The organism is Bacillus sp. NP157 (genome assembly GCA_018889975.1).
Classification (GTDB): domain Bacteria; phylum Pseudomonadota; class Gammaproteobacteria; order Xanthomonadales; family Rhodanobacteraceae; genus Luteibacter.
Genome location: CP076546.1, coordinates 2,172,655 through 2,189,172, shown reverse-complemented (window position 1 = coordinate 2,189,172; position 16,518 = coordinate 2,172,655). Strand labels below are relative to the sequence as shown.

Below are 16,518 nucleotides of genomic sequence, written 5' to 3'. Positions count from 1 at the left end.
TCCTTCCGCTTCTTTGCCGGAACGGAAACCGGGAAAGAGGCTACACAAGTGCGGAGAGGTGTCCGAGTGGTTTAAGGAGCACGCCTGGAAAGTGTGTATACGTTAATCGCGTATCGCGGGTTCGAATCCCGCTCTCTCCGCCAGTTCGACCGTCGCGACGCCGAAAGGTGGCGCGGAGTCAAATTAGTCGAGGTTGCGGGGCCTTTATCGAGGCCGCGAGGTTCGACAAATTTGTCTGGAACAAATTTGGTCAGCCGTAGGCTGACCCGGAGCGAAGCGGAGGGCGAGGGCAGGAATGCCCGAGCAATCCCGCTCTCTCCGCCAGTTCCAACGTCTTTATGGTGGCCCTGTCGGTCCCCCCGCGACGATAGTCCGTAAACTCCGCCAGGTCCGGAAGGAAGCAACGGTAGCGGATGATTCGGGTGCCGGGGTGTGGCTGGCAGGGTCATCGCCTTTTCGGGCCGCCGCTATCGCGCGCCCCTTCTCCTTGGCACAATCGACTGTCGCCCCAAGGTAGATCGCATGTCCTATCAGGTCCTCGCACGCAAGTGGCGCCCGCGCAAGTTCGCAGAACTCGTGGGCCAGGAACATGTGGTCCGCGCGCTCACCAATGCGCTCGACAGCGGCCGCATGCACCATGCCTACCTCTTCACTGGCACCCGTGGCGTCGGCAAGACGACGATCGCGCGTATCTTTGCCAAGTCGCTGAACTGCGAACGCGGTGAATCTGCCGATCCCTGCGGCGAATGCGCCGTCTGCACCGCGGTGGACGCCGGCCGTTTCGTCGACCTGCTCGAGATCGACGCGGCCAGCAATACCGGCGTGGACGATGTCCGCGAGGTGATCGAGAACGCGCAATACGCACCGTCGCGGGGTCGCTTCAAGGTGTACCTCGTCGACGAGGTGCACATGCTGTCCAAGCCGGCCTTCAACGCGCTGCTGAAGACGCTGGAAGAACCGCCGCCGCACGTGAAGTTCCTGCTCGCCACGACGGATCCGCAGAAGCTGCCGGTGACGGTGCTTTCGCGTTGCCTGAAGTTCAACCTCAAGCGCCTGCTGCCGGACCAGATCTCGGGGCAGATGAAACATATCCTCGGCGCCGAGGCGATCGAGTACGACGAGGAAGCCATCACCGAACTCGCCCACGGCGCGGACGGCTCGCTGCGCGACGGCCTGTCGCTGCTCGACCAGGCGATCGCCTACGGCGGCGGCGTGCTGCGCGCGGGCGAAGTGCGCGCCATGCTGGGCAGCGTCGAACGCGGCCAGGTGCTGGGCGTGCTCGAGGCGCTGGCGTCCGGCGACGGCGCGGCCCTGATGGCCGAGGCCGATCGCATCGCCTCCTTCTCGCCGGACTTCGGCGGCGTGCTCGACGACCTCGCCACCGTGCTTCATCGCATCCAGTTGCTGCAGCTGGTGCCTGGCTACCGCTCCGAAGAAAGCGACGCCGGCCTGGCGACGCTGGCCGGGCAGCTCAACGCCGAAGACGTCCAGCTGTACTACCAGATCGCCACCAACGGTCGCCGCGAGCTGCCGATGGCGCCGGATGCGCGGATCGGCTTCGAAATGGTGCTGCTGCGCATGCACGCGTTCCGGCCGGCGGATGGCGAACAAGGGCCGCCGGCGCCGCGTAGCGCCTCCGGCCCGACGGCCGCGCGCCAGGCCTCGCAAGGCCCGGCCGCCAGTGCGCCGGCCCCCTCGCGCCAGGCGCCGCAGGCACAGGCAACGCCGTCCCGCCCGGCAGCGCAGGCGCAGGCATCCACCGCGCCGCCGCGCCCGGCTACGCAGTCGCCGGCCGCCAGCGCCCCGGCCCCGGCGGCAGCCCCCGCGCCGGCGCGTCCGATCGCGATGGGCGCCAATGGCCTGCCGGACTGGCACGACATCGTGGAGCGCGCGCACCTGCGCGGCCCGATCGGCCAGCTGGCGCAGAACTGTTCGTTGCGCGAGGTCGATGGCGAGGCCATGGTGATGGCGCTGCAGCCGCAGCACCTGCACCTGGCCGTGGAGCCGCTCACCAGCCAGATGGAAGAAAAGGTCTCTCAGGCGCTCGGTCGCCGGGTGCGCTTCCGCTTCGTCGCCGACCAGGGTAGCCAGGGCAACCTCGGCACGCCTGCCGAGCGTCGCGCGCAGGCCGCCAGCGATGCCCAGGCCAACGCCGAAGCCTCGATGGATGCCGACCCCTTTGTACAGGCGCTCAAGCGCGACTTCGGCGCGCGCGTCATTCCCCAATCGATCAAACCCGTGGAGCCCGGAACATGAAAGGTCAAATCGGTCAGCTGATGCAGCAGGCCCAGCGCATGCAGGACGAGATGAAGCGCGCGCAGGATGAACTGGCGAAGACGGAAGTGACCGGCAGCGCCGGTGGTGGCCTCGTGACGGTGACCATGAGCGGCGGCCACGAAGTGCGCGCCGTGCATATCGATCGCCAGGCATTCGCAGATGACGCCGAGATGGCGGAAGACCTCGTTGCCGCCGCCATCAACGATGCCGTCAACAAGATCGCTGAGCTGAGCCGTTCGCGCCTGGGCGGTGTGACCGCCGGCCTGAACCTGCCGCCCGGCTTCAAGATGCCGTTCTAAGGCAAGCGAGCCGACGCGATGAGCAATGGTTCCCGCCTACTGGGCGAACTGATCGACGCCCTGCGCTGCCTGCCGGGCGTGGGCGCCAAGAGCGCCCAGCGCATGGCTTTCCACCTGCTCGAGCGAGAGCGGCAGGGCGGCATGCGCCTGTCCGCCGCGCTGGAGTCGGCGATGCGCGACGTGGGCAACTGCACGCGTTGCCGTAATTTCAGCGAAACGCCGGTGTGTTCGCTTTGCGCGAGCAGCAGTCGCGACAAGCAGATCCTGTGCGTCGTGGAGTCGCCGTCGGACCTTGCCGCGATCGAGCAGGCGACGGGCTTCCGCGGCCACTACTTCGTCCTTCTCGGCCGGCTGTCGCCGCTGGACGGCCTTGGCCCGGAAGAGCTCGGCCTGCCGTTGCTGGTCGAGCGGCTAGGCGAGGGCGACGTTGAAGAAATGATCATTGCCACCAACCCCACGGTGGAAGGCGAGGCGACGGCGCATTACATCGGCCAGCTGGCCCGCGCCGCAGGCATCCGGGCCACGCGCCTGGCCCATGGCGTGCCGCTGGGCGGTGAGCTGGAATTCGTCGACCGAGGTACGCTGGCCCACGCGTTCGGCAGCCGCCAGTCGCTCGGCTGACCCAAGGAGATTGACGTGACCGATACGATTTTCGCAAAGATCGTCCGCCGGGAAATCCCGGCCGATATCGTTTATGAAAACGAAGACGTGCTCGCCTTCCGCGACCTCAATCCGCAGGCGCCGGTGCACGTGTTGTTCATTCCCAAGCGGGCGATCGCCACGCTGGACGACGCCGTGCCCGGCGATGCCGAGCTGCTCGGCAAGCTGCTGCTCGCCGCGGCGGCGTATGCACGCGAGCAGGGCTTTGCCCAGGACGGCTACCGCACGGTGGTGAACACCAACGGCCACGGCGGCCAGACCGTGTTCCACATCCACGTGCACCTGCTGGCCGGCCGCCAGATGCACTGGCCCCCCGGCTGAGCAATCCGCTACTTCCCCTGTAGGAGCGCGCCCGCGCGCGACCCGCCAATGGCGGTCTATAAAAAACCGGCCCAGGAAAAAGCCGTCCCAAAAAAAAGCCGGCCCATGGCCGGCTTTTTTGATCCCCGCTAGCGCACGCCCGCTTACTTCGCCGGACGCGGCGGAGGCGGCTGGCGGATGATCACCGTGCGCGGACGGTACCAGTAAGGGTCGCCCCACGGGCCGTAGCCACCCCAGCCACCGTAGCCGAAGCCCGGCCCGAAGCCCGGACCCCAGAACGGGTCATAGAAGCCTGGCGGGTAGCGGTTCACCGGCACACGCTTCGGCCACAGGTACACCACGTCGGCCTCGACCCGAGGATAGGCGTAATCGAAATCGCCGACCTTCTGCGATACCGCGCCGTGCAAGGTACCGGTCACCGTGATCTCGCGACCGCGGACGAACACTTCCGGATCGTAGAAACCGTCGCGGCAGGCCACGAAGCGGCCCGAGCTCTCGGACTTGCCGGCGGTCGGTCGGGCCTCGTCGTCGAGCGGCTGCGACAGGACGAAGAAGCACGTCTGCTGCGGGCCCGGTTCGGTCTTGATGATCTCACCACCCCAGCGCACCTTCGCACCCGGCGCGCCACCCTGCTGGGCACCTGCCGTGGATACGTCGTTGAACTGGCCCTGCAGTGGCTGCGGTACCGTGGCGCACGCGCCAAGAGCCAGGGTGGCGGCGGCAACGACCAACGGTTTGTACATGGACATGTCACTCTCCTCGGGGCAACGGGCACAACCGTCGCCATGGGCCTATTTGACCACGCCACGCGGCTTGAATTCCCTAACCCCTTGCCGAAACTGGACGACCAGTTCAGGTGGCGGTTCGTCATGCGCGTAACGTGACCTCAAGTAAAGCTCGCTCAACCTTTCCAAGGCATTTCGATGCGCAGGCAGTGAGCGTGCCGCCCTTGCCATGAAATGCTTTGGGCCTTCGCCCGTGCGCCGGCTGACCCCGGCCTTCGCAAGTTTGCGTTGCAGGCGACGCATCAACGCGTCGAGTGCATCGCCTTCACGGCGCTGGAACAAAGCCCAGCCCAACGCGACCGCCACCAGCAGGGAACAGCCGACCGCCAGGATCACGGCCAGGTCGCTGACGTCGGTGCGCCGTATGCCGAAGGGGCGCAACATGCCCCGCTGGCGTAGCGCATCAAAACCGTTAACGGCCTCGTTCCACCATTGGTTGACGACATCCCAGCGATCGCGCGCGTTGCGCAGCCACGCCATGTCGAAGAAGGATGTGCCGTCGTTACCGGCGGCTGCCGCGGCCGGTGCGCCGAGGCTGACCCGTTCGGGACGGACCGCGCCGGTCGGGTCGTAACGAACCCATCCACGCCCTTCGATCCATGCCTCGACCCATGCGTGCGCATCGGACCGACGCACTAGCAGGTATTGGCCAAGCGTATTCCAGTAGCCTCCCTGGTATCCGGTGACCACGCGGGCGGGGATGCCGGCGGCACGCATCAGGAACGCGAACGACGACGCGTAGTACTCGCAGAAGCCTTCCCGGGTCTGGAACAGGAAGTCGTCGATGCGGTCGGCACCCAGCGGGGCGGGCGCCAGCGTGTAGCTGTATCCGCCATCGCGGAACAGCGACAGCGCCGCCCGCGCGATCGCCTGCGGGTCGTGGTTGTAGTGGTCGGCCCAGGCCGCGGCCAGCTCCCGTGCCCGCGGGCCGACGCCGGCAGGCAGTTGCAGTGCCGCCCGGCGCAGGCCCGGGTTGAGGGTCTCGTCGAGACGATAGTCGGTCGCAGCGGCCAGGTCGTACGACGTCGGCGTGCGAACCGGATCCTGTGTTCGCAGGGTTCGGTCGAAACGCAGCGTGGCGATGGACGGTGGGGCCGTGGGCATGTCCAGCGCAGGCAGGATCCGCTGCTGGGTGGGCTCAAGGGTGACGTGATAGCGGAAGCGTGGTTCGCCCTTGAACGTCGTCGCGGGCGACGCGTAGCCACTGAAGCCTTCGCTCCACTGCTTGCCGTCGAACGACATCATCGTATACGCGCGGAAGTAGCGTCCTTCGGGCAGCGGAGCCCGGCCGTCGAAGGTCACGCGCATGGCGGGCGTGTCGTCGACCAGCAATTCGGCCATCTCGCCCGGCACCATGCTGCTGGACAAGCCGGTGACCGCACGGTCGGCTTTCGGTGCGCCCCACAGGGGCGACTCGAGCCGCGGAATGAAGAGGAAGGCGAAGGCGGCGAGGGGGACGGACGCAAGCAGGGAAACCAGTGCCGGCGCGAGTTCGGTGCGCCAGCCCCGGACGCCTGGTGCCACCTCCTCGAGCGCACGCAAGGTACCCAGGGCGGGTACCAGTGCGCATGCCACCACGACAGTGGCCACGATCGACTGGTCGAAAAGCAGCGCGCTCATCAACGCGAACCCGCCGAAGGCGATGCCGACGCGGGCATCGCGGGGATGTTCGGTCTCGAGCAATTTCAGCACGAGCAGGCCGACCGCGAATGCGCTGCCGGGTTCGCGGCCGAACAGCGTGCCGTAGAACGCGACGACTACGGCGAGCAGCAGGCCCACCAGTGGCAGCTTGATCCAGGTCGATGGCCGCCGCCCGCCCGCGCGGCGCTGCCACCAGCGCCACGCCAGGATCACGGCGAGGCCCGCGCTGAGCCACCAGGGCAGGTGGGTCGCGTGCACCGCGACGACGAAGGCCATTGTCAGGCAAAGCAGGTCAAACGGCCTGGGGGCGAGCAGGGGCGCCGTTTCCAGCCGAGGGGTGAGCGACAGGCGGAAGCGGGTCATGGCCGCAGCGCCAGTGCCGTCATGCAGCGGTGGTAGTGCTCGTCGCCCTGCGCTATGTCGAAATAGCCATCCGGCAGGCGCAGGCTCCAGCGCCTGCCACCATCGCGTGCCTCGTCGACCCAGCGGGCCAGCCTGGCGATGCGCGATTCGTTGTCCAGGCCGTGCACGCTATCCCAGTCCAGCCGCCAGTCTTCCTGCGGTGCCGGTTGCTCGAGATCCTTCACCAGCAGGCCGTGATGGCGTGCGCTCAGCTTCCACGCGATCTGCCGTCGCGGATCGCCGGGACGGTAATCGCGCAGTGCCGCCAGTTCGTCGCCGGGGCGCGGCCGGCCACGATCGGCGTCGCCCTCGGGTTCGAACGGCGATGGGCCCATCGCCTCGGCCATGGGGTAGACCAGCACGGTGCTGTCGGGATGGATCCAGCTCCACGCGCGGAATAGCCCGAGCGGCCAGCGCGTGTGTACACGCATGCGTGGCAGCGGGAGCCAGCCGCGGCGCTCGGCCTCCAGCTCGAATTCGACCGTGGCACTGCCCGCCGCGGGCACGCGCACGGCATGTTCCACGCCATCGACATCGATCCGCACGGCAGCTCGCTCACGCTGGCTCGCCGACAGGTCCAGCGACACATGGATGCGCTCGCCGGCGCGTGCCGTGTCGGCGCGCAAGCCACCGATGCCCAGGCCGTTGAGAGTGCGGAACGCCACCAGCATGCTGCCGGCAGTGGCGGCGCCGAGCAGGCAGGTCAGCATCAGGGCGGCGTTGTTCGCGTAGTTCAGCGCGCCCACCAGCATCACGCCGAGCACCATGGAGAACGCGACGCCAAAGCCGGTTGGCACGATGTAGATGCGCCGGCGATGCAGCACGATGGGCAGCGCTTCGCGCGGCCGCAGCCGGGTGAGCGCAGGGAGCCGCCGCTCGGCCCAGCCCAGCACGCGCGACACGCCGCTTTCCATCAGGGCACCGGCGTCTCGGCGAGGATCGCGCGCGCGATGGCTTCGCGGTGGCTGCCGCGGCCGGGCACGAGGCGATGGGCGGCGGCTGGCACGAACACGGTCTGCACGTCCTCGGGGATCACGTGGTCGCGGCCGCTAAGCATGGCCCACGCGCGCGACGCGGCAAGGATGGCGAGGCCGGCGCGCGGCGACAGGCCGACGCGCACCTCGTTGTGCTTGCGGCTGGCCGCGAGCAGGGCCTGCAGGTAATCGAGCAGCGTGCTGCTGGCCTTGACCGCCTGCGCGGCCGCGCGCAGGTGCGAGATGGCTTCCACGTCCAGTCGCGGCCGCAGGGTCGCGACCATGTCGCGCCGGTCTTCGCCGATCAGCAGCGCGCGCTCGGCGGCCGGGTCCGGGTAGTCCAGCGATAGCCGGAGCATGAAGCGATCCAGTTGGGAATCCGGCAGCGGGAACGTGCCCGCGAGGTCGAGCGGGTTCTGCGTCGCGACCACGAAGAACGGCTTCGGAAGATCGTACGTCGTCCCGTCCGCGGTGACCTGGCCTTCGGCCATCGCCTCGAGCAGGGCGCTCTGTGACTTCGGCGTCGCGCGGTTGATCTCGTCCGCAAGCAGCAGGCTGGTGAAGATCGGGCCGGGGATGAAGCGGAACTCGCCGGTCTCGCGCTCGTACACGCTGACCCCGATAATGTCCGACGGCAACAGGTCGCTGGTGAACTGGATGCGTTGGAAGTCGAGCTCGAACGTAGCGGCAAGCGCATGGGCGAGGGTGGTCTTGCCCACGCCCGGCACGTCTTCGAGCAAGAGGTGTCCGCCGGCGAGCAGGCAGGCGAACGCGAGCTTCACCTGGCGCGGCTTGCCCAACAGAACGCCGTTGACCTGCGCGAGCGCCGCGTCCAGCCGGTGGCGCAGCATTTCGTCATTGAGTGGAGTAATGGCTGACATGATCGATGCGTGTGCCCCCCGGCGTAGCCATGTCGATGGTTGATCCGTCGAGTTTAGCGGTGCGCACGCGGCACTGGCGAGGCATGTTTCTCGTCCTGTTCGTGCTGGCGTGTGCCGCGAGGGTTGTCATAGCGGCCACGCTGTCGCCCTTCGGTGACGAAGCCTTCTACTGGCAGGAGAGCCTGCAACCCGCGTGGGGCTACAGCGACCTGCCTCCCCTGACCGCGTGGTTGATCGCCGCATCCGAGGCCGTATTCGGGCATGGCCTGCTGCCCATGCGCCTGCCTTTCCTCATGCTCGGCGCGCTGCTGCCCTGGCAGGTCGCGGCCATGGCAGGTCGTCATGGGGGAGAGCTGGCGCGCTGGCAGGCAGCGACGTTTGCCCTGGCGCTTCCGCTCGTGGGCAGCCTGGGCGTGCTGGCGCTTCCCGACGTGCCACTGACGTTCGCCATCATGCTCGCTGCGCAGGGTTTGCTGCGTGCGCTTGAGACAAATCGTACGCAAGCGTGGCTCCTGCTCGGCGTCGGGCTGGCGCTGGCGTGGGCCACCCATTACCGCGCGGCCATGGCCATGCTGGCGGGCCTGGTTTGCCTGTCGGCCACCGCCCGGGGTCGCGCGACATGGCGCGAGCCACGCCTGTGGCTGGCAATGGCGATCGCGGCGATCGGGCTCGTGCCCCTCGTGCTCTACAACCTCGCCGCGCGGGGCGCAGGGCTCGCGTTCCAACTGGTCGAGCGCAATCCCTGGCAATTCCATGCCGACGCGCTGGTCCAGCCGCTGGAGCAGGCGATCGCCTGCACGCCCTTCATGTACGCCTTGCTGCTGTGGGCGCTGTGGCAGGCATGGCGACGTCGTGGCACGGCACCGTATGACGTGGTCGGCATGTTGGCCGGCACGTTCATCGTGGCGTACTTCGTCCTGGGGCTGTTCGCCGACGACGTCCGCTTCCGTGCGCATTGGCCGCTGCCGGGCTACGTGCTGTTATGCGTGGTGTTGCCCGCTTTAATGGTCGCGGCGTCGCAGCGCATGCGCCGGTTTGCCTGTGTGGCACTTGGGGTGGCGTGCCTGGGCATGGTGGTCGGCTTCGGTTATCTCGGGCTGGCGGCATCGGTCGATGGGTCCGCCGTGCTCGCGCGTGCCAAGGCGTTTCCTTCGAACTTCACCGGCTGGCGTGAGGCGACGGCAGCGCTTCCGCCGCGCCCGGAAGGCGCATTGTGGGTCGCCGACAATTTCATGCTCGCTGCGGAACTGCGCTTCCAGCTGGGGTCGGATGCCACGGTGTATAGCCTCGACAGTCCGCTGAACACGAAGCACGGGCGCGCCGCGCAACTGCATGCGTGGGGTTTAGACGAAGCGGGGCTGGCCGCACATGCGGGGGCGGCGATGGTGCTGGCGGTCGACGAGAGCGCGCTGCGCGAGCGCGAGGTTCGCGCCTGGCTCGGTTCGGTATGTTCGCGAGTGGACCTCGTGCGGCCGCTTGGCCGGGTCGACGCGTTCGACGGGCGGCGGCGGTTCGCGTACTACGAAGCACGCGTGCGTAGGTCGCCCGGGCCGGTCGAAGATCCGGACCGCTGCGTCGTGTGGATGCAGGCCTATCGCGCGCAGGCTGCGACCAACGTGCGTTGACGGCGAGGGCTCCTGCGAGCCGGCGATGCGCTATGGGAGGACGATCCCCGCGTCGCGCAGCAAGCGCGACGTGGCAATCAGCGGCAGCCCAACCAGTGCCGTGGGATCGTCGTTGGCGATGCGCTCGAACAGGGTGATGCCCAGTCCCTCGCATTTGAAGCTTCCCGCGCAGTCGAGCGGACGCTCGCGCTCGACGTAACGCTCGATCTCTTCGCGCGACAGCGTGCGGAAGACGACCCGTGTTTCATCGACCCAGGCGTGGGCGACGCCCTCGGCATCGATGACGCAAACCGCCGTGTGGAAGACCACCTCGCGGCCGGAACTGGCCTCGAGCTGGCGATGGGCGGCGGCCACGGTGCCGGGCTTGTCCAGCACCGTGCCCTCCAGGTTGGCGACCTGGTCCGAGCCGATGACCACCGTGCCCGGATGGGCCGCGGCGATCGCGCGGGCCTTGGCCTCCGCCAGCCGCGCCGACCGGGCCGCGGGCGCCTCGCCCGGCTGCGCCGCCTCGTCGGTGCCGGGCGCAGCCTGGGTGAAGGTCTCCAGCACGCGGCGGAGCAGGGCGGCCCGGTAGGCCGAGGTCGAGGCGAGGATGACGGCGGGTACGCTCACGGTTCAGCGGTCCGGCTGGAAATGTTCGCGCACCGCGGTGTCGAGGGCGGCGTGCGCCTCGTCGAGGGCCTGCAGCCGCGGTTCGAGCTGGTGGCGGGCGCGGACCAGTGCATCCACGGCGTCGTCCAGCTCGCGCTGGGTAGCGCTGGGCGCGCGATCACGGATCCACAGGCGCTGCTGTAGCAGCGCGCGCAGGCCCGAATCGACGGCGAGCTGGGCCTCGACTTCGCCCACGGCGGGCTGGTCGGGGCTGAACTGCATGACGGCATGGGCTCGCTGCAGGCGCTCCCGGCACTCCTTCAGGTCGATCTCCAGCCGGTCCGCCTGATCCATCAGGTCCTGCAGGGCGCCATGCCGGCGGCGACGGCGCTGGTGGGCCAGGGTCCACGCGCAGAGCCCGGCGACCGCGATGACCATCGCCGCAAGTGCATAAAAAGCAAAAGAAAACACGCGCGCTCTTCCCCTGGTTGGGCCTGCTGCGGCACACTGCAGCCTCGCCGCGAGTCTGCCCGAAACCGGCCCCGCTTCGCAAAAAGTGGGCGCTGAACCTGTCGCTACCGCTAACCGGTTGACTTCAGGAGTGTTGATGCCTACCATTTCCCGATTATGTCCGTGACTCTGCCATCGTCCGTGGACGCTTGGCGCGAAGTTCGTGCGCGGCGTTCGTTCCAGGGCCAGCTACCCCTTTCGGCGTTCAAGCGCCTCGGAGAGGTGATTGCGTCGCCCGAGGGAGACGTTGCCTACGAACTGGATTTCGGTCGGGACGACCTGGGTGTTGCCTACGTGGCTGTCCGCGCGACGGCGTCACCCATGCTGGTCTGCCAGCGTTCCCTGGAGCCGTTCCGGCTTCCGGTGGAGGTCGATGCCGTACTCGGACTGATCGTCGAAGAGCGTGAGGAAGCTTCGCTTCCGCCCGGCTACGAACCGCTCCTGCTGGAGCAGGACGGCAAGCTGGACCCGCTGGCCACGATCGAAGACGAACTGCTGTTGGCGCTGCCCCTGGTCCCGGTCAATCCGGACTATGAGTTGCCCGAAGACGTAACCGGCTCCGACGAAGAAGATGAAACGCCTTCGCCGGAAGCATCCGACAACCCGTTCGCGGCACTCCGCGAACTCATGAAGAAGTAATCGCTGGAGATTTGCCATGGCCGTTGCCAAGAGCCGCAAGACCCCGTCCACCCGCGGCATGCGCCGTTCGCACGACGCCCTGAAGGGCGTGCAGCTGTCGACCGACCCGACCAGCGGTGAAGTCCACCTGCGTCACCACGTGACGAAGGATGGCTTCTACCGTGGCAAGAAGGTCATCGACACCCGCGGTGCGGTTGAAGTCGAAGACTGATCCCGCGCAAGCTGGGAACATCCTTACGCAGGCGGCGCGGAAACGCGCCGCTTTGCGTTTCCGTCCTTGTTAACGGGGAACGGTCCTGAAATACGCCCGCATCACCGGTACTGGCAGCGCACTTCCCGACAAGGTCGTGACCAATGCCGACCTCGAGAAGATCGTCGACACGAGCGACGAATGGATCCGCACGCGCACGGGTATCACCCAGCGGCACATCGCGGCGGAAGGTGAAACCACGGGTGACCTCGGCTTCCTCGCCGCCCAGCGCGCGCTCGAAGCCGCCGGGGTCCAGGCCTCGACGCTCGACATGATCCTTGTCGGGACGACGACCCCCGACCTCGTCTTTCCCTCCACCGCCTGCCTCATCCAGCATCGGCTGGGAGCCAACGGCTGCGCCGCGTTCGACGTGAACGCCGCCTGCTCGGGCTTCGTCTATGCGCTTGGCGTGGCCAACGCCTTCATCCGCTCGGGCCAGGCCCGGCGCGTGCTGGTGATCGGTGCCGAAACGCTTACCCGCATGGTTGACTGGACCGAGCGCGAAAGCTGCGTGCTGTTTGGCGACGGCGCAGGCGCGGTCGTGCTCGAAGCGTCCGACGAGCCCGGCATCCTCGCCACCCGCATCCATGCCGATGGCGGCTACAAGAATCTCCTGTACAGCCCGGTGGGCGTCTCGGTGGGCTTCAGCGACGCACCGAACCACGGCGTGCGCATCACCATGGCCGGCCGCGAGGTGTTCAAGGTCGCGGTGAAGACGCTCGACGCGCTGGTCGGCGAAACGCTGGCCGATGCCGGGATGAAGGAAGAAGACATCGACTGGCTGATCCCGCACCAGGCCAACCTGCGCATCATCGAGGCCACGGCCAAGCGGCTGAACATGTCGATGGAGCGGGTGATCGTCACCGTCGACAAGCATGCCAATACCTCGTCGGGCTCGGTGCCGCTGGCGCTGGATTACGCCGTGCGTTCGGGCAAGGTCCAGCGCGGGCAGAACCTGCTGCTGGAGGCATTCGGGGGTGGGTTTACCTGGGCATCGGCGCTGCTGCGGTATTAGGCGGTCGAGGCGCTCCACACGCCTGCGAATGGTGCAATGGCGCGGGCGTTGGGGCACCATTCCCGGTTTGAACGCCCGGAATCGATCCGCATGACCTCGACCAGCGCCTCGCTCGCTATCGTTTTCCCCGGCCAGGGTTCGCAGTCCGTCGGCATGCTTGCCGAGCTGGCCGCCGCCCACCCGGAAGTGGAAGCCACCTTCGCGGAAGCATCCGACGGTGCCGGCGTGGACCTCTGGGACATCGCCCGGAACGGTCCGGAAGAAAAGCTCAACAGCACTGAAAACACCCAGCCGGCCCTGCTGGCCGCCAGCGTTGCCGTGTGGCGCGTGTACCTGAAGCAGGGCGGCAAGCTGCCGGCCTACCTTTCGGGCCATAGCCTGGGCGAGTACAGCGCCCTCGTGGCCGCCGGCGCACTGTCGCTGAAAAACGCCGCCGGCCTCGTCGCCGAGCGCGGCCGCCTGATGCAGGCCGCCGTGCCGCCGGGCGTGGGCGCCATGGCCGCCATCCTCGGCGGTGACGACGCACAGATCGCCCAGGTTTGCGCGGAAGTGGCCGAAGGCCAGGTGGTCGCCCCGGCCAACTTCAATTCGCCCGGCCAGCTGGTGATCGCCGGCCACGCCGAGGCCGTGGACCGCGCGCTGGCGCGGCTGGCCGAGCTTGGCGTGAAGAAGGCGGTGAAACTTGCCGTTTCGGTGCCTTCGCACTGCATGTTGATGCGCGATGCCGCCGATCGCCTGGGCGAGCGGATGGCGGCGATCGAGTGGTCGATGCCGTCCATCCCGGTCGTGCAGAACGCCGACGCCACCGTGCATGCGTCCCTGGACGACATCCGCGGCGCCCTGCAACGCCAGCTTTACCTGCCCGTGCGCTGGACCGAATGCGTCCAGGCCCTTGCCGCCCATGGCGTCACCCAGATCCTCGAATGCGGCCCGGGCAAGGTCCTTTCCGGCCTGGTCAAGCGCATCGACAAGTCGGTGGACGCCCGGCCCATCGGCAGCCCGGCCGAGCTCGACGCCGCCGTGCAGGCCTGATCCCGAATTCCTGACTAGGACTCATCATGACCCACACCCTGAACGGTGAAATCGCGCTGGTCACCGGCGCCAGCCGCGGCATCGGCGCCGCCATCGCCGACCGCCTTGCCGCGCTGGGCGCGACCGTGTACGGCACCGCGACCAGCGAAAACGGCGCGAAAGCCATCGGCGAGCGGCTCGCCGCCCACGGCGGCCAAGGCCGCGTCCTCGACGTGACCAACCCCGAAGCCATCGATGCCTTGGTCGACGAGATCGCCAAAAGCTCCGGCGCGTTGTCGATCCTGGTGAACAATGCGGGCATCACCCGCGACCAGCTCCTCATGCGCATGAAGGAAGAGGACTGGAGCGCCATCATGGATACCAACCTGACCTCGGTGTTCCGCACCTCGAAGGCCGTGATGCGCGGGATGATGAAGGCGCGCAAGGGCCGCATCATCAGCATCGCCTCGGTGGTCGGCGTGACCGGCAACCCGGGCCAGGCCAATTACGCGGCGGCGAAGGCCGGCATCATCGCCTTCTCCAAGTCGCTGGCCCGCGAGATCGGCTCGCGCGGCATCACCGTGAACGTGGTGGCTCCGGGCTTCATCGACACCGACATGACCCGTGCCCTGCCGGAAGAACAGCGCCAGGCACTGCTCTCGGGCATTGCACTGGGCCACCTGGGCGACAGCCAGGACATCGCCGAGGCCGTGGCCTTCCTGGCCTCGCCGGCCGCGAAGTACATTACGGGCGAAACCCTGCACGTCAACGGCGGCATGTATATGCCCTGATCGGGCAAGGCCCGTGGCAGTCGCCACCGGGCCGATTTTGAGAGACAATCACGCTTTCGCGTCCGGGTTTGCCCGGCCGCTATCTACGTCACGGCACATGCTGGCGGGTATGGACCTTAGCCACTACAATGCGCCGGATTTTTTCCCTCGGGAGGTTATAGCGACATGAGCACCATCGAAGAACGCGTCAAGAAGATCGTCGTCGAGCAGCTGGGCGTCAAGGAAGATGAAGTCACCAACAACGCATCGTTCGTGGACGATCTCGGCGCGGATTCGCTGGACACCGTTGAACTGGTGATGGCTCTCGAAGAAGAGTTCGAGACCGAGATCCCGGACGAAGACGCCGAGAAGATCACCACCGTTCAGCAGGCCATCGATTACATCAACGCCCACCAGAAGGGCTGATGACGATTGGTTGTCGATCGGAGGCGCCGCCTCCCGTCGATCTCCGAGCGACACGGAAGCTGCGCCGTCATGGCGCAGTTTTCGTTTCCGAATACCGTAACCTGCGCCCGCGTATGGTTAGCTGGGCACAGTGAAGGAACAGACGCATGAGCAAACGACGTGTGGTAGTGACCGGCATGGGCATCGTCTCGCCGGTCGGCAACGATCTCGCCACCGCCTGGAAGAACGTCGTCGAAGGTAACAGCGGCATTGGCCCGGTCACCGAATTCGACGCAAGCGCATACGCCACCCGCATCGCGGGCGAGGTGCGCGGTTTCGATCCCGTGGACGCGTTCTTCGACGGCACCGACATGCCCGAGGACGAACGCCGCGCCATCGCGAAAGACTTCAAGCGGATGGATCCGTTCATCCACTACGGCATCGTCGCCGGCACCCATGCGTTCCGTCAGTCGGGCCTGGTCATCACCGACGAGAACGCCGGTCGCGTGGGCGTCGCCGCTGGCGCGGGCATCGGTGGCCTGCACACCATCGAGGGCACCGCCCTCGAGCTGGCCGAGAAGGGCCCGCGCAAGGTGTCGCCGTTCTACGTGCCCAGCTCGATCATCAACATGGTGGCCGGCAACCTGTCGATCTACCACGGCCTGAAGGGCCCGAACATCGCGCTGGTCTCGGCCTGCACCACGGCCGCGCACAATATCGGCATGGCCATGCGCCTCATCCAATACGGCGATGCCGACGCGATGCTGGCCGGCGGTGCCGAGTTCGCCACCACGCCGACCGCCATGGCGGGCTTCTGCTCGGCCAAGGCGATGTCCACGCGCAACGACGATCCGACGCACGCCAGCCGTCCGTGGGACACCGGCCGTGACGGCTTCCTGCTGTCGAACGGCGCGGGCATGCTGATGCTCGAGGAATACGAGTTCGCGAAGGCGCGCGGTGCCACCATCCTGGCCGAGATCATCGGCTTCGGCATGAGCGGCGACGCGTACCACATCACCGCGCCGAGCGGCGACGGTGCCGAACTGGCCATGCGCAACGCGCTGCACGACGCCGGCCTGAAGGCGGAAGACGTGCAGTACGTCAACGCGCACGGCACGTCCACCCCGGTGGGCGACATGGGCGAAGCCAAGGCAATCCGCAGCGTGTTCGGCGAGCACGCCACGCACAAGGGCAAGTTTGCCGTGAGCTCCACCAAGTCGGTCACCGGCCACCTGCTGGGTGCCGCGGGCGGCGTGGAAGCGATCTTCACCATCCTGGCGCTGCGCGACGGCATCATCCCGCCGACCATGAACCTGCAGGACGTCGATCCCGAAGTCGCTGCGCTGGGCATGGACCTCGTGCCGAACAAGGCCGAGAAGGCCGACCTGACGGTGGCGATCTCCAACTCGTTCGGCTTCGGCGGTACCAACGGCACGCTCGTCTTCCGCCGCGTCTGACCATA

18 protein-coding genes, 1 tRNA gene and 1 other RNA gene are annotated in these 16,518 nt (G+C 67.6%); 14 read left to right on the top strand and 6 right to left on the bottom strand.

All coding sequences use genetic code 11. The features are described 5' to 3' along the window. Positions 1-52 precede the first annotated feature (52 nt). The 6 genes from KPL74_09945 (at position 53) to KPL74_09920 (ending at position 3,557) form a co-directional block, all read left to right on the top strand. Positions 53-143 (top strand) — tRNA-Ser (locus KPL74_09945). 205 nt (positions 144-348) lie between these two features. Further along, an RNA gene (gene ffs / locus KPL74_09940) (signal recognition particle sRNA small type) lies at positions 349-445 on the top strand. A 77-nt stretch (positions 446-522) separates the two neighbouring features. Further along, positions 523-2,256 carry a DNA polymerase III subunit gamma/tau gene (dnaX, locus tag KPL74_09935; GenBank protein ID QWT22311.1) on the top strand — a complete coding sequence of 578 codons (1,734 nt, stop codon included), beginning with the start codon at positions 523-525 and terminating at the stop codon, positions 2,254-2,256. Continuing rightward, the gene (locus KPL74_09930) at positions 2,253-2,576 is read left to right on the top strand and encodes a YbaB/EbfC family nucleoid-associated protein (GenBank protein ID QWT22310.1); all 324 of its coding nucleotides are present in this window, start codon (positions 2,253-2,255) and stop codon (positions 2,574-2,576) included. Before dnaX ends, KPL74_09930 begins: the two co-directional genes overlap by 4 nt. A gap of 18 nt (positions 2,577-2,594) precedes the next feature. Next, positions 2,595-3,197, top strand: coding sequence for a recombination mediator RecR (recR, locus tag KPL74_09925; GenBank protein QWT22309.1), 603 nt, complete (start codon positions 2,595-2,597; stop codon positions 3,195-3,197). 15 nt (positions 3,198-3,212) lie between these two features. Further along, positions 3,213-3,557 carry a histidine triad nucleotide-binding protein gene (locus KPL74_09920; protein QWT22308.1) on the top strand — a complete coding sequence of 115 codons (345 nt, stop codon included), beginning with the start codon at positions 3,213-3,215 and terminating at the stop codon, positions 3,555-3,557. Between the two features lie 143 nt (positions 3,558-3,700). Here KPL74_09920 and KPL74_09915 read toward each other — a convergent pair whose 3' ends face one another. From KPL74_09915 to KPL74_09900, 4 genes are read right to left on the bottom strand one after another with little or no spacing between them, the layout of a single operon-like run. Beyond that, complete coding sequence (locus KPL74_09915; GenBank protein QWT22307.1) at positions 3,701-4,306, bottom strand: Slp family lipoprotein; 606 nt, start codon at positions 4,304-4,306, stop codon at positions 3,701-3,703. A gap of 42 nt (positions 4,307-4,348) precedes the next feature. Then, complete coding sequence (locus KPL74_09910) at positions 4,349-6,346, bottom strand: DUF3488 and transglutaminase-like domain-containing protein (protein QWT22306.1); 1,998 nt, start codon at positions 6,344-6,346, stop codon at positions 4,349-4,351. Beyond that, positions 6,343-7,287 carry a DUF58 domain-containing protein gene (locus tag KPL74_09905; GenBank protein QWT22305.1) on the bottom strand — a complete coding sequence of 315 codons (945 nt, stop codon included), beginning with the start codon at positions 7,285-7,287 and terminating at the stop codon, positions 6,343-6,345. Before KPL74_09905 ends, KPL74_09910 begins: the two co-directional genes overlap by 4 nt. Positions 7,288-7,298: 11 nt before the next feature. After that, entirely contained in the window at positions 7,299-8,240 is a 942-nt protein-coding gene (locus tag KPL74_09900) for a MoxR family ATPase (GenBank protein ID QWT22304.1), read from the bottom strand. Positions 8,241-8,269: 29 nt separating this feature from the next. Here KPL74_09900 and KPL74_09895 point away from each other — a divergent pair, with 29 nt between their 5' ends. Then, positions 8,270-9,865: a glycosyltransferase family 39 protein gene (locus tag KPL74_09895; GenBank protein ID QWT22303.1), complete on the top strand. Its 1,596-nt coding sequence runs from the start codon at positions 8,270-8,272 to the stop codon at positions 9,863-9,865. Between the two features lie 30 nt (positions 9,866-9,895). On the opposite strand, the gene maf is transcribed toward KPL74_09895, so the two are convergent. Together maf and KPL74_09885 are read right to left on the bottom strand one after the other, a co-directional pair. Then, positions 9,896-10,477, bottom strand: a complete 582-nt coding sequence (gene maf, locus KPL74_09890) for a septum formation protein Maf (GenBank protein QWT22302.1) — start codon at positions 10,475-10,477, stop codon at positions 9,896-9,898. Positions 10,478-10,480: 3 nt separating this feature from the next. After that, entirely contained in the window at positions 10,481-10,927 is a 447-nt protein-coding gene (locus KPL74_09885; protein ID QWT22301.1) for a hypothetical protein, read from the bottom strand. Between the two features lie 162 nt (positions 10,928-11,089). Here KPL74_09885 and KPL74_09880 point away from each other — a divergent pair, with 162 nt between their 5' ends. The 7 genes from KPL74_09880 (at position 11,090) to fabF (ending at position 16,513) form a co-directional block, all read left to right on the top strand. Further along, positions 11,090-11,605 carry a DUF177 domain-containing protein gene (locus KPL74_09880; GenBank protein QWT22300.1) on the top strand — a complete coding sequence of 172 codons (516 nt, stop codon included), beginning with the start codon at positions 11,090-11,092 and terminating at the stop codon, positions 11,603-11,605. 16 nt (positions 11,606-11,621) lie between these two features. Continuing rightward, complete coding sequence (gene rpmF / locus KPL74_09875) at positions 11,622-11,816, top strand: 50S ribosomal protein L32 (GenBank protein QWT22299.1); 195 nt, start codon at positions 11,622-11,624, stop codon at positions 11,814-11,816. An 85-nt stretch (positions 11,817-11,901) separates the two neighbouring features. Continuing rightward, entirely contained in the window at positions 11,902-12,870 is a 969-nt protein-coding gene (locus KPL74_09870) for a ketoacyl-ACP synthase III (protein QWT22601.1), read from the top strand. 90 nt (positions 12,871-12,960) lie between these two features. Then, positions 12,961-13,902: an ACP S-malonyltransferase gene (gene fabD / locus KPL74_09865; protein ID QWT22298.1), complete on the top strand. Its 942-nt coding sequence runs from the start codon at positions 12,961-12,963 to the stop codon at positions 13,900-13,902. 26 nt (positions 13,903-13,928) lie between these two features. After that, a complete protein-coding gene (gene fabG / locus KPL74_09860; GenBank protein ID QWT22297.1) occupies positions 13,929-14,672 on the top strand; it encodes a 3-oxoacyl-ACP reductase FabG in 744 nt (247 codons plus the stop codon). Between the two features lie 165 nt (positions 14,673-14,837). Then, positions 14,838-15,077 carry an acyl carrier protein gene (gene acpP, locus KPL74_09855; protein ID QWT22296.1) on the top strand — a complete coding sequence of 80 codons (240 nt, stop codon included), beginning with the start codon at positions 14,838-14,840 and terminating at the stop codon, positions 15,075-15,077. Positions 15,078-15,223: 146 nt separating this feature from the next. Next, positions 15,224-16,513 (top strand): beta-ketoacyl-ACP synthase II, encoded by a 1,290-nt coding sequence (gene fabF, locus KPL74_09850; protein QWT22295.1) that lies wholly within the window; start codon positions 15,224-15,226, stop codon positions 16,511-16,513. Positions 16,514-16,518 lie beyond the last annotated feature (5 nt).

Bases quoted from the DNA above. Each gene is read 5' to 3' on its own strand.
- KPL74_09930 (QWT22310.1), top strand. From the start codon at position 2,253: ATGAAAGGTCAAATCGGTCAGCTGATGCAGCAGGCCCAGCGCATGCAG.
- KPL74_09895 (QWT22303.1), top strand. From the start codon at position 8,270: ATGTCGATGGTTGATCCGTCGAGTTTAGCGGTGCGCACGCGGCACTGG.
- fabG (QWT22297.1), top strand. From the start codon at position 13,929: ATGACCCACACCCTGAACGGTGAAATCGCGCTGGTCACCGGCGCCAGC.
- acpP (QWT22296.1), top strand. From the start codon at position 14,838: ATGAGCACCATCGAAGAACGCGTCAAGAAGATCGTCGTCGAGCAGCTG.
- rpmF (QWT22299.1), top strand. From the start codon at position 11,622: ATGGCCGTTGCCAAGAGCCGCAAGACCCCGTCCACCCGCGGCATGCGC.
- recR (QWT22309.1), top strand. From the start codon at position 2,595: ATGAGCAATGGTTCCCGCCTACTGGGCGAACTGATCGACGCCCTGCGC.
- KPL74_09900 (QWT22304.1), bottom strand. From the start codon at position 8,240: ATGTCAGCCATTACTCCACTCAATGACGAAATGCTGCGCCACCGGCTG.
- fabF (QWT22295.1), top strand. From the start codon at position 15,224: ATGAGCAAACGACGTGTGGTAGTGACCGGCATGGGCATCGTCTCGCCG.
- dnaX (QWT22311.1), top strand. From the start codon at position 523: ATGTCCTATCAGGTCCTCGCACGCAAGTGGCGCCCGCGCAAGTTCGCA.
- KPL74_09910 (QWT22306.1), bottom strand. From the start codon at position 6,346: ATGACCCGCTTCCGCCTGTCGCTCACCCCTCGGCTGGAAACGGCGCCC.
- fabD (QWT22298.1), top strand. From the start codon at position 12,961: ATGACCTCGACCAGCGCCTCGCTCGCTATCGTTTTCCCCGGCCAGGGT.
- KPL74_09915 (QWT22307.1), bottom strand. From the start codon at position 4,306: ATGTCCATGTACAAACCGTTGGTCGTTGCCGCCGCCACCCTGGCTCTT.